An 11,645-nucleotide genomic window follows, 5' to 3' on the forward strand; every position below is an offset into this window, starting at 1 on the left:
GTCACTATTCTTATGAGTATTGTTAAGTTAGCTTTCTTAGCTGTTTTAATAATCATAATTGGAATAGTGGCATCTTATTCTTTATATGATTATTTTACTTTACCAAATTACAAAATTATTGAAATAAATACTTTCTCAAAAATATATTCCTCCATAGTAATAACTAATAATGAAATAATACTTGGTGGTGTTAAAATAATAAATAATACTTTCCCAATAGGGATTGCTGGTATATACTTTCTTAATAACAATACCTTCACTAATTTTAACGTAAGCAAGTATTTTAATGGCGGTTATATTTACAGTTTAGGATATAATGGAACAGCAATATTATTAGGAGGTAGCACTAGAATAAATGGAACATTACACACCAGCTTAGTTGAAATAAATCTTAAAAATTACAAAATATATAACCTCTCAAAATTTATTTCACCCTTTTATACTATAGGTCAAATATATACAATAGATTGGAGTGATAATTATTGGCTTGTAGGAGGAAATGCGTACATTGTTGGGGTTGGCCAATCACCATTTTTGATTCCGTTTCTATTAAAAATAAATAGTTCAGGCTTCTATGATTTATCCCCTAAATTACCTAGTGATTTCAAGGTTATAGGGGGTTCTTCAACAATATATTCTATATATAGCAATAACTCCTCGTCAATAATAGTGGGAGGAAATGCGATAAATATGACAGCCACAATTTATCAAAATAATACTTTTTATAACATCAGTTTTAATTTCCTTCATCTTGGAGTCTTACTAACTTCCTATTATTGGAAAGGATATTGGTTTATAGGGGGAGAAAACCTAACGAATCCTGAAAATCCTGAACCATTCCTAGCTTATATTAACAATTCTCAAGTATATCCCATAAAACTAAAATACCAATTAGGAGTAGTAACCTCAATCTCATCAATAGATAATAACATAGTAATAGCTTTAAGAGTTCCTTTCATAATAAGTAACGGAACAACATACGGTAGTGTGATTCTTTACGGACATAACATTAACAAATTAAACACAATTATGTCCAAGCCATTTCTAGTCATAGAAGATATGGCAGTTTACAACAATATTCTTTATGGGGTAGGTTATGTGCAAAAAGGCAATTATTTTTATGGAATGCTGATAATTTTAAACAGATTTTGAAAACCTATTTTCTGCCATAAAATCTAGTTGTCATCATTCACTTCTATTATACAAAAAATAATGACAAAAATTTCCTCTTTCAAAAAAGTTAGAGAGATACGAAAAAATATTTAAAGGCGATAAATGAAATTATGATATGCAAAGTAAATTAGATAAAACAACGATATATATCCTAATATTCTTAATAGCTGGAATTGCATTACTAAATTTAAATATTATAGCAAGTTCCTATGCGATATCGGACTTTAATGCACCAGTTCTAACTTGGAATCAAGCACGTTATAACGAACCTTGGGTAGGAACAATAATATATCTATATTCCTATTCTACCCATACTGACGAATATAATGCTCTCATCCAGGGTAAAATTGACTTTGCAACTTTAGATCATGCTTCAGAGATAAAGACACTATTAACACAATATAAAGGCACAATATATGTAGGAATATCTCCAGTAGAAAGTTTTGGGCAGTTTGTTTTTGCTTTTGGAAATAACTTAACTGCTAACTTATACTTTAGATATGCAATAAGTAGTTTGTTAAATCCACAAAATATTACTGCTATTGTCTGGGATAACGGATTATTAGGACAAGATATACCATACTTTATCAATCCTAAAATATATAGTGAATGGTTTAATCCCCAAGTTATAAGTTATTATGAACAGTATGAATCCTATAATCTTACAAGAGCTGTGATGTATCTAGAAAAAGTACCCGGGATTACTCACGTAAATGGTCAATGGTACTACAATGGTAAGCCATTAGTGCTAACATTTATTTATCCAACTAGTAGTACCCCAGCTCAAAGGTTAGCTAGTTATTTACAAACTCAAGCTGCAGCAATCAATTTAACCATTAAACCAGAGGCAACTACTTTTGGCGAACTAATAACTTTAGCTACTACTGCTCCATATACTGACTTTAACATAACTACTTTTGGTTGGATTAACTTAGGTGCTGACGTGCCTGCCTGGTTATCAATTTATACTGATCCAGCTAATGTTGGAGGATTCTCAAACTCCACTATAGATACGCTTATAACTGAAGCTGCTAATGCTCCCACACTAAATGACTCAATCAATATAGTAAAACAAGTTGAATACGACCTACAAGTAGAATTACCTTATATAATTAATGTTTGGAGTAATGCAATACAGGGAGTTTACTTACCAGATTGGGCTAATTATATATACTTAAATGAAACTGCGGTGTACTCAATCAGTATAATGAATGTTCATCCAACTAATAGTGCATTAAATGGCACATTTATATTCTCTTCAGTAAGTAGTGATACACCAAGACATATGAATCCTTATGCTAGCGTTTCCCTATATGCATTTAATACATTAGACGATCTATATGATTCATTAGCTGTAGTAAACTTAACTATGCCTGCTACTATATCACCTCAAGCTTTAATACCATGGGTTGCACAGAATTGGAGTATAGTATATATTCACAACGTTACATTACCTGGTGATAAGTATATACCAAATGGAACTGAATTAATCGTTAACCTAGTTCACAATGATACATGGATTGATGGAGTCCCATTAACTGCATATGATGTAAACTTCACCATTTGGTGGTATGATATACCAGGTATTATGGGAACCAATACATTTGATGGACTTCACGTAAACTATACTTATTTAGTTGATAACGGCTTTATTAATACAGACTTATTCGGTACTATACCCGCAATAGCATGGACGAATGTAACTGGACCATACCAAATTGTAATATATTTGAATTCGACAAACTTCCTTAACGTATACTATACATTAACTGAGTTTCCAATAGTTCCAGCTCATATATTTAACACAACGAATCCAGCAACAGTATATGCTGAAAAGATCGCACCATTAATATCCAGCGGTGCATATATATGGGGTGAGTGGAATGTCCCTGCAGAAGAAATCGTAGTACACGCTAACTTGCATTACTTTAGAATTAACCCATTACTATTCTTACAAACAGTAAAGCAAGGCCAAATGGCTACGTTTACAGCTAACATAACAGCGTATAGTTGGGATAACAGTACTGATATGTTATCACCAACTCAAATAAGTAATGCTACAGTTTATGTCTACTTAAAATATTTGAATGTTCCGGGCCATACGTACGGTAATGTTACTATAAATGGTAAACCATATGTAATTATTGCAAAGAATATGGGGAACGGAATATATCAGGCTAATATTAACACTTCAATGTTACAACCAGGGTTATATGAAATAGTGGCTAAAGCTATTTGGACTGTAAATGGACAGATGAGAGAAGAATTTAGTTACGGAAGCTTAAATGTAACTCCAACTGCCACAACGACTGTTCCTCCAGTAACTACAACTACATCGACGACTACGACCACAAATACGACGACCACATCATCAATTAATGTAGCGTTAATAGCAGTTATAGTTATAGTTATAATTATAATTATAGCAGTCGCGGTAGTGTTGTTAAGAAGAAGATAAAATAGTATAATAATATTTTTTCTTTTCCTTCTTTTTCTTTGTATAAATGGTGTATTTATATATAGTTAAATAAAAAACTATTTACTTTGGATCAGAAGTTTTCATCATATCTCTCTCATATATCACAGTTCTTCCTCTCAATGCTGATATAACAGCTGCAATAAACACAAGAGTTGCTGAGAAGTAAAATGCTATCTTTAGCGAATCCATAAATGCTGGGGCTATAACTGTGGGGAACCAATACTTGCCGGTTATTGTTGCTAATACCGATGAAGGAATTGAATTGACAATACTTGCCGGTAATTGTGACAATATTGTCTTTACCGGATTGTATCCTAAAAATGCAGCAAATAATGCTGCAGTTGGTGGTATCTTAGCCATTATTGGTGCTAACTGTGGTGCACCAACAGCAGTTAGTGCTGAGGTCAAAGTACCAGGCAAGTTAAGGTAAAGTACATCTATAACTATTGTGAAGAATAATCCGATACTTAATGTACTTCCAGTATTTGTTAACATTGCTCTAATTCCAGATGCAGAACCTCTATGCTGTGGTGGTGCTGCATTTATTAATGAGGCCATATTTGGTGATACAAATAGACCGTTACCAACACCCATTATGAAAATTATTGTTGCGAATATTATGTAGTTAAAATCATAGGGCAATGATGTTAATCCTAATAATCCAGCCCCTAATATTACTAACCCAACTGTTGCTAATACTCTAGCCCCATACTTATCAGAAAGCCTTCCGGCAATACTTCCCATTATTCCAAAACCCGCTAATAAGGGTAAAAGATACACACCAGCCCAGAATGGTGCTTGTGAATAAGGTATACCATGCAATGGTAGCCAAATTGCTTGTAAAAGTAAAACTAACATTAGTTGTAGTCCTCCAAAAGCAATTTGTGCAAAAAATATTGCTAGGGATGCCATAGTAAATGCTCTAACCTTGAAAAGGTCGATCCTAAACATTGGGTCCTTAACTTTAGTTTCCACATAAAGGAACACTAAGAATAGTGCTACACCAGAAGATATACTCGCAATTACGTATGGATTAGTCCAACCAGTAGCCGAAGAACCGTAAGGTAAAATTCCATAAGTTATTCCTACTAGTATAAGGATTAATGCTATTGCATATAATATATTACCTATTACATCAACACTTTGATTCCTATTAGGAGGAGTTAGTTGCTTTAACGATTTATAAGACCAAATAGTCCCAGCAATTCCTATTGGGACGCTAACTAAGAACACATCTCTCCAATAAATTGAGGCTAAAATACCGCCTAATATTATTCCAGCAATTCCTCCAAAAATCCCTATTACACCGTTTAAACCTAATGCAAAACCTCTTTGATTTGGTGGGAACGCTTCAGATAGTACAGCTGCACTGTTTGCCATTAAAAAAGCTCCCCCTATCCCCTGAATAATTCTATAAATTATTAACTGAAGAGCAGCTATGCTCCCGGTACCTGGTGTTATATAAAGTAGGATTGAACCTATAGTGAAGATTGCAAAACCCAAATTATACATTCTAACTCTTCCAAATATATCTGAGATTCTGCCAATGTTAACTACTAATATTGCTGATACTATCGAGTAACCAAATAGAACCCACAATAGGTATTGAAATGATGTAAAGGGATTGACGTCAATTCCTCTAAATATTGCTGGTAATGATATTAGAACAATGTTAGCATTCATGAATCCCATAAAGACTCCTAGACTTGTATTAGATAGGGCAATCCACTTATACTGAACCATAATGTTAAATAGTGAATAGTTAACTATTAAATCTTTTGTTAATGAAGATTTAAATAATTATTAGTTAAAATTAAAGGAAGAAAGTGAATAAAATGAGTTTAAAAAGAGGTTAATTAAAGAAAGAAAAAGAGTATTTACAAAGGTGAGCCACAATTCATACAGAACCTAGCATTTATTGGATTATTATAACCGCAAGCCCTACAGATTTTTTGTTGATACAACATTGGTTGATAAAATGGTTGCGGCTGAAATAATGGTTTTTGATTAGTTAAGCTGATTAGCCTTTCAATCTCTTTAATAATATCTTCCTCAATTTTTAAATTATATGCTTCTTCAATACCCTCAATAAATGCTAATGGTGTAAAGACTAGAGCAGCTATTACATCTTCTGTGACATCAGCGGCTTTTAACCAATCACTCATTCCAACATCCACATTTAAAACTCCTTGTCCTCCAGACAGTCTTATTGTAAAAGCTCTATTAGCACCGAAAATAGTCCTTAATATTCCTTCCTTTTTCGCTTGAACTACCACATATTGTCCGACTGTTAAGATTTGAGTTTTGTAACCTTTACTAATTAACCATTGCTCTAATGATAATCCTAATTGGTATAGGTTCACATATACGTTAGTATATGTCTTCTGCATTAATTGTAAATTAGGGTAATATTTAAAAGGTTTTCGTTAAGTATAGCTTATTATCTCTTACATAAACTTTTTATTTATGGTAGAGCCGATAGTTAAACGCCCTCATTATCGTTTTGAGATTAGAAAGAAAGATACTAAAATAGGTAAAGGTTTTAGTTTAAAAGAATTAAAAGAATCCGGTTTCTCCGTACAAGAGGCTAAAAAACTTAGAGTCAGAATTGACAAAAGAAGAAAAACTTCTTATCCAGAAAATGTTGAAGTCCTAAAGAAATTAAAGGAACAACTACAACAGAAGAAACAAGCTCAATAATTTTCATTAATGAAATCAGTAAAGTAAATAATCTGAATTTGTTCTACTACTTTGTTAATTCATAAGTTTTTTGCGATTTCTATTTGTATAATAAGTGGAGTTACATATATATATTATCACATTAAATATACGTTAAACATATTAATATAGTAGATTAAGTAAAAGCTTATAATAGTGAGGTTATAATTTAGATTAACTAGAACGCTTTTGTGTATACTGTATTATTCTGCAATGAATCATACTAATTTAATAGAGAAAATCGACATTCGCAATGGAGCTATTAATTGTCCTATTTCACTTAATCCCACATAATTAATGTTGTCTCAGTGTACATTTAATAGTTAAAATCTCATTTTACTAAGATAAATAGAATCGCAAAAAACCTATGAACTGCTAAGTAATAAGGTATCCAATGATTCCCCATTTACAGAGCTTTAAATTATACTTGCTAAAGAACACGATTTCCTCTCTAACTTACTGAACGATTTTTAGAAATATTATTATTTTACTTAAATAAATAACATGGGAAAGAATATCTACTTCTGATATCAATATCGTTAATTATAATAAGGCTAATACTAAGAAAATTATGGATCGAGGACATTGAGGTCCTTATAATTTATGACTAAACCCAGTTTTATTAAAGCCCCTTCACCAATCAAATTTTCATCCAACTGAGGGATCCATAATACCACAGTATTAATTTCATTACCTAGTATTCTTAATGTTGAGATTTTTCCGAAAGCTGCATAGCACTCATTCTCAGTTATACATACGAATCCGGCATTAAATGTAGGAAAAGGTATTTTATCGAATATTTCATAATTAACCATTATCTCTCCACTAAATCCAGTATCTATAGTAAACCAATCCTCCAAGTCGTTAATTTTAGCCCTTATTCTCACAATAGTAAATAAACTTTAGAGGGGCTTTTTATTTTTAGTTTCTTTCCTTCTTTTGTCTTTTCTAAAACGAACTTATACAAGGAATCAACATCAGAAAAACGTCCTAATAATTCTCCTTCCTCACTAAAGACAAGATACTCATTATCACTCACTATCTCCACGTTCTCACCTTTAAGAATGTGTTCTTTTGCTGCCCTAAACGCTTCTTCTACTGTTAAAAATTTTTCGATTTTCTTACCAGAAACTATTAGAAAATATTCCTCAGGAGGGCTTTTTATTTTTAGTTTCTTTCCTTCTTTTGTCTTTTCTAAAACGAACTTATACAAGGAATCAACATCAGAAAAACGTCCTAATAGGTTACCATCCTCATCATAAATTAGATATTCTTCTCCCATAGATTTATATATATTATCTCTCCTTAAATCAATTACTACATCTCGTTGCGTTTATTTTATTATTCTATATGATGACGTTGTTTATTGGTTTTATTTTTAACGTTTCAAGTTCTATTATGTCTATCTGGATTAAAGAAAATGTGAAGGAAGAAATTTGCAAAAAGTCTCATCAATTAATCAAACTATTACAGATCAATAAGTCTTTTTATAGAAATCTTAGCGGAAATTCTTCTTACAATAAATTTAAGATATTCATTATTAGGATCATTATTTTTACTAGGAGTAGTTATCTTCCTACTTTTACCCATAAAGATATCTATATTAAACATATTAAAAAGCTGTTTAAAAGAAGGGACGTAGGATTGTCATTGAGCTATCTATATTTCATCTAAATTGAGATATGCATAACCTTATCGATAGTGTCGTCATTTGTATATAAATTTATTAGATGATCTTTCTTCATATAGAGTATAAATATTGAATTAACATATTACTATGTGCTAAAAAATTATAGAAATATAAATAACTCAGTAATGTCACAATAAAAATACTTATATCATGGTTTTGTAAGAGTATAACTCATAAAACTTTTCTATTATTTTAAAAATCTTACACCAAATGCTAGTTCGGAAATTTTATTTAAAATACTGATAGACTGCGAGATAATACAATTAATGATATCTACTGCCACATAAAATTTTCCAAAATCATTTATGCATTCATAAACTTCTATTTCCCCCGAGTTACTCTTTTTATAACAAGAATTGAAACTGAGCATATATGAAATTTTATTCTCATCATCAGTAAAAATAGCGCAATTTTGTTTCCATTCATAAATAATAGGAGTAGTATAATTTAGCTCATTTTGTGAAATTAATTTTAAAGATTTATCAACTTTTTTAACTATAATCTCTCCGTTATTAAACACATCCTCTCTACTTATCTTTAGAAAAACGAAATCCATGCTTTTTCTTATACTTAGTGGTTTTCTTAACCCCAGTTCATAAAGCGTAAGTAGTCCTAGAACTTTACTATCAGTAATGTATATAATTTTCTTATCCTTAGCAATTCCGTAAAAACTATCAATAGTTACTAAGGAGTATTCTCCACTCTCATAAACTACATCTAATAAGATTGAATCTAGTGGTAAAACTGTAATATACACAAGTTTTAATCTCTTTACAAAAGCTTAAATACTCATTCATAAGATTAAATTATATCGATAGTTTTTTAAACTTAGCAAGTTACATTATCTATTAAATTAGTTTAATATAGCCTTTATAAGGCAATTAAGGAATTTACGCATATGTCTAAGGAAGAGGAGACTAAGTCATCGGAAATTATAGCCAGATTAGATAGGCTTCCAACATGGGCTTTCAACTATATCCTTCTAGGCATAATAGGTGTGGGAGAGTTATTCACTTTCTATGACATATTTAACATAAACGTTAGTTTCGTCCAAACAGCAGTAACACTATTTCATGTATCCCCAGCTCAAGCAGCTCAGCTATTAGGACCAGTAGTCTTAGGTAATTTAGTAGGTTATGTTGTAGGATCCCTTGTCCTTTCACCAATAGCTGACAGAATCGGTAGGAGAGATATGTTAATGATAACCATGTTAATCATGGGATTAAGTTCGCTTTATAACGCTTTCGCACCGAATTATATTAACTTTTTTATAGCTAGGACGTTAACTGGAATTGGTGTTGGTGCTGATTTAGCTATAGTGAATACTTATATTAGTGAGGTTGCCCCACTCGCTTATAGAAGTAAGTACGTTTCAGCAATTTTCATATTCTCTACAGTAGGAGGTTTTCTGGCAATTTGGTTAGGTTTGCTCTTTACTACACCACCTGCACCGTTTCCGCAAGGATTGCCTATTGCATTAGGTGGCTCAGGATTTTTCGCAATAAACGGTTGGAGGGTAATGTATATTATTGGTGCAGTCTTAGCATTAATAGGCTTAGCCTTAAGATTTAGGCTACCAGAATCTCCCAGATGGTTAATAAGTAAAGGTAGAGTTTCAGAAGCTGAAATGATAGTCAACCTTATGGAAGAGAAAGTGACTTCCCGAGGATATAAGCTACCACCACTACCCTCTTTAATACCAATATATAAAGCTTCAAAGCCAGTACCATATTCAGAAATCTTTACAAACTCAACATATTTAAAGAGGTTTATAACTCTGGTTATAGTGTGGTTCTTAGCATATACTACCGTTTACAGTATTGCGGCAGGCTTGACTTCGCTCCTGACAGCACAAGGATACAGCACTTCTGAAGCCGGAATGATATCTGCAATTGGAATTATAGGATTTATATTAGCTGCTGTAATTGCAACACTCTTCGGAGATAGATTAGAAAGAAAATGGTGGATAGGAATAGGTGCTTTAGTAACAGTAATTGGAGGTATGATGGTTGCATTAACACCAAACCCAATAATCGATGGACTTGGTGCAATTATACTATTCATAGGATTTAATGTTTGGGTTCCAGTAGCCTATACATGGACTGCTGAAAGTTTTCCAACAAGAGCTAGAACTTCTGGATTTGCATTATGTGATGGATTTGGGCATTTAGGAGGAGGATTAGGAGTAGTCTACATCACCTCTGTGGCTACTACACTACACTCAACAGTAGAGCTGTTTGGCTTAATTGCTGGATTCTTAGTAGTGGCAGCAATAATTGCTATGGTAACTGGGCATTATACTTTAGGAAAAAGATTGGACGAAATTTCACCTTAAAAAATTTTTTCTTTAAGAAGGAATTTTTTTAGCTAAAATCTTTTTTAAGAGCTTAGTACTTGTTACTCTAAAATATAAAGTATAGTGATAACCAGCGTAAACTTCTTCAAGCTTTAATATGTTCACTTCATCATTTACATATCCTCCAAGCTCGACCTTAGCATCACCCTTCCATATTTCGCCATAATTACTAACATCTCTAACCCTGCTAACAACCTCATATAAGTCCTCTTCATCGTCACCTCTAGTAGCGAATCTCCTTATATTTATGAAAGGACCGAATTTTGAGACCGGTACAGAGTCTGCTCTTTCTTGTAACTCAACTTGCAACCTTAGAAGAACTCCGCCACCTCTAACTACGTAGCCTCCTAACTTTAGCCCTTTCTCAGGTTTATTATACATTGGAAGTAGTGGATGAAGTCTAGTCATTACAATCTTGGCAATCTTCTTTGGGTAACCGTCTAGCCATCCTCTTACTAAAGCCCAATCTTTATCAACCCACATAAATGGAAAGTATAAATAGTTTTTACCCTCAAAATTAACTTTTAACCCTATGGCTCCTTCCATATACTGGACTAGTTCTGGGTCCTCGTACATGAAGTTCCAATTATAATCTGAAGTTGAGATAAACTCGGCAATGTATATCCATCCCTCACCGTCTGTAGATAGAAAGTCTGGTAACAACTGGTTTGCTGTATCTTTATCGAATTTTACGTGGGCTGAAATATATGTTACTCCGTAATGCCATGGAGGAGGAAAAACTATCTGTGATTTACCGCTTTTTGTAATAGGTAGGGAAAAGTCGTTCTGCATAGGTAGTAGTTAAACAAGTGTTTAATAAATTATCTCTCAAACAAGTTTGAAGTTTAGATATCAGCAGTAATATTACAGAAATGGATTATACTTAATAGTAATATCAAGTTCACATTTAACCTAAAGAACTTTGAGGATAATCATGGTTATATGTAGAATTTCTGCAAATTTAAGTTTAAACTTAAAATATTTTAAAAACATTGTACTTACGGAGACGTTAAAGAGCTAGCTTTTCTCTCTAATGCATAAGGAATTCTAAGAATAAACGGTTCCATTTAAACTATAATCAAATATGTTACACGAAATTAGTATAAATATATAAGGCCTAGTAAAGAAGACACTACACTAAAATAGAACCTCGAATAGCATTTATAGGAAAATCCTTGCAGTTTAAGGGAACCTTAAAAACTTTTTAAAAATTAACCAAACAAAATATC

At 32.3% G+C, this 11,645-nt stretch carries 11 protein-coding genes; 4 read left to right on the plus strand and 7 right to left on the minus strand.

Features of this window, described 5'->3' with window-relative positions:
• Positions 1-12: 12 nt before the first annotated feature.
• Together STK_RS03950 and STK_RS03955 are read left to right on the plus strand one after the other, a co-directional pair.
• Complete coding sequence (locus STK_RS03950; protein ID WP_010978695.1) at positions 13-1,152, plus strand: hypothetical protein; 1,140 nt, start codon at positions 13-15, stop codon at positions 1,150-1,152.
• Positions 1,153-1,288: 136 nt separating this feature from the next.
• Positions 1,289-3,631 (plus strand): ABC transporter substrate-binding protein, encoded by a 2,343-nt coding sequence (locus tag STK_RS03955; RefSeq protein ID WP_010978696.1) that lies wholly within the window; start codon positions 1,289-1,291, stop codon positions 3,629-3,631.
• 81 nt (positions 3,632-3,712) lie between these two features.
• Here the strand turns inward: STK_RS03955 and STK_RS03960 are convergent, their stop codons facing one another.
• Together STK_RS03960 and STK_RS03965 are read right to left on the minus strand one after the other, a co-directional pair.
• The gene (locus STK_RS03960) at positions 3,713-5,395 is read right to left on the minus strand and encodes an MFS transporter (protein WP_010978697.1); all 1,683 of its coding nucleotides are present in this window, start codon (positions 5,393-5,395) and stop codon (positions 3,713-3,715) included.
• A 134-nt stretch (positions 5,396-5,529) separates the two neighbouring features.
• A complete protein-coding gene (locus STK_RS03965; RefSeq protein ID WP_010978698.1) occupies positions 5,530-6,042 on the minus strand; it encodes a zinc ribbon domain-containing protein in 513 nt (170 codons plus the stop codon).
• 76 nt (positions 6,043-6,118) lie between these two features.
• On the opposite strand from STK_RS03965, the gene STK_RS03970 reads away from it, so the two are divergent.
• Positions 6,119-6,352, plus strand: coding sequence for a 50S ribosomal protein L13e (locus tag STK_RS03970; protein WP_010978699.1), 234 nt, complete (start codon positions 6,119-6,121; stop codon positions 6,350-6,352).
• A gap of 587 nt (positions 6,353-6,939) precedes the next feature.
• Here the strand turns inward: STK_RS03970 and STK_RS03975 are convergent.
• The 4 genes from STK_RS03975 to STK_RS03985 all read right to left on the minus strand — a co-directional run bounded on the left by STK_RS03975 (position 6,940) and on the right by STK_RS03985 (position 8,817).
• Positions 6,940-7,257 carry a clan AA aspartic protease gene (locus STK_RS03975; RefSeq protein WP_010978700.1) on the minus strand — a complete coding sequence of 106 codons (318 nt, stop codon included), beginning with the start codon at positions 7,255-7,257 and terminating at the stop codon, positions 6,940-6,942.
• Positions 7,254-7,652: a hypothetical protein gene (locus STK_RS03980; RefSeq protein ID WP_010978701.1), complete on the minus strand. Its 399-nt coding sequence runs from the start codon at positions 7,650-7,652 to the stop codon at positions 7,254-7,256. Before STK_RS03980 ends, STK_RS03975 begins: the two co-directional genes overlap by 4 nt.
• A gap of 185 nt (positions 7,653-7,837) precedes the next feature.
• A complete protein-coding gene (locus STK_RS15845; RefSeq protein WP_269770903.1) occupies positions 7,838-7,960 on the minus strand; it encodes a hypothetical protein in 123 nt (40 codons plus the stop codon).
• Between the two features lie 287 nt (positions 7,961-8,247).
• Entirely contained in the window at positions 8,248-8,817 is a 570-nt protein-coding gene (locus STK_RS03985; protein WP_010978703.1) for a hypothetical protein, read from the minus strand.
• A gap of 141 nt (positions 8,818-8,958) precedes the next feature.
• Here STK_RS03985 and STK_RS03990 point away from each other — a divergent pair, with 141 nt between their 5' ends.
• Positions 8,959-10,395, plus strand: a complete 1,437-nt coding sequence (locus STK_RS03990) for an MFS transporter (protein WP_010978704.1) — start codon at positions 8,959-8,961, stop codon at positions 10,393-10,395.
• A 12-nt stretch (positions 10,396-10,407) separates the two neighbouring features.
• Here the strand turns inward: STK_RS03990 and STK_RS03995 are convergent, their stop codons facing one another.
• On the minus strand, positions 10,408-11,208 hold the full coding sequence (locus STK_RS03995) for an acetoacetate decarboxylase family protein (protein WP_010978705.1): 801 nt from the start codon (positions 11,206-11,208) through the stop codon (positions 10,408-10,410).
• Between the last annotated feature and the right edge of the window lie 437 nt (positions 11,209-11,645).

Origin of the sequence: Sulfurisphaera tokodaii str. 7 (assembly GCF_000011205.1) — an archaeon.
Classification (GTDB): Archaea; Thermoproteota; Thermoprotei_A; order Sulfolobales; family Sulfolobaceae; genus Sulfurisphaera; species Sulfurisphaera tokodaii.

Bases quoted from the DNA above. Each gene is read 5' to 3' on its own strand.
- STK_RS03970 (WP_010978699.1), top strand. From the start codon at position 6,119: ATGGTAGAGCCGATAGTTAAACGCCCTCATTATCGTTTTGAGATTAGA.
- STK_RS03955 (WP_010978696.1), top strand. From the start codon at position 1,289: ATGCAAAGTAAATTAGATAAAACAACGATATATATCCTAATATTCTTA.
- STK_RS03950 (WP_010978695.1), top strand. From the start codon at position 13: ATGAGTATTGTTAAGTTAGCTTTCTTAGCTGTTTTAATAATCATAATT.
- STK_RS03980 (WP_010978701.1), bottom strand. From the start codon at position 7,652: ATGGGAGAAGAATATCTAATTTATGATGAGGATGGTAACCTATTAGGA.
- STK_RS03965 (WP_010978698.1), bottom strand. From the start codon at position 6,042: ATGCAGAAGACATATACTAACGTATATGTGAACCTATACCAATTAGGA.
- STK_RS03960 (WP_010978697.1), bottom strand. From the start codon at position 5,395: ATGGTTCAGTATAAGTGGATTGCCCTATCTAATACAAGTCTAGGAGTC.
- STK_RS03995 (WP_010978705.1), bottom strand. From the start codon at position 11,208: ATGCAGAACGACTTTTCCCTACCTATTACAAAAAGCGGTAAATCACAG.
- STK_RS03990 (WP_010978704.1), top strand. From the start codon at position 8,959: ATGTCTAAGGAAGAGGAGACTAAGTCATCGGAAATTATAGCCAGATTA.
- STK_RS15845 (WP_269770903.1), bottom strand. From the start codon at position 7,960: ATGGGTAAAAGTAGGAAGATAACTACTCCTAGTAAAAATAATGATCCT.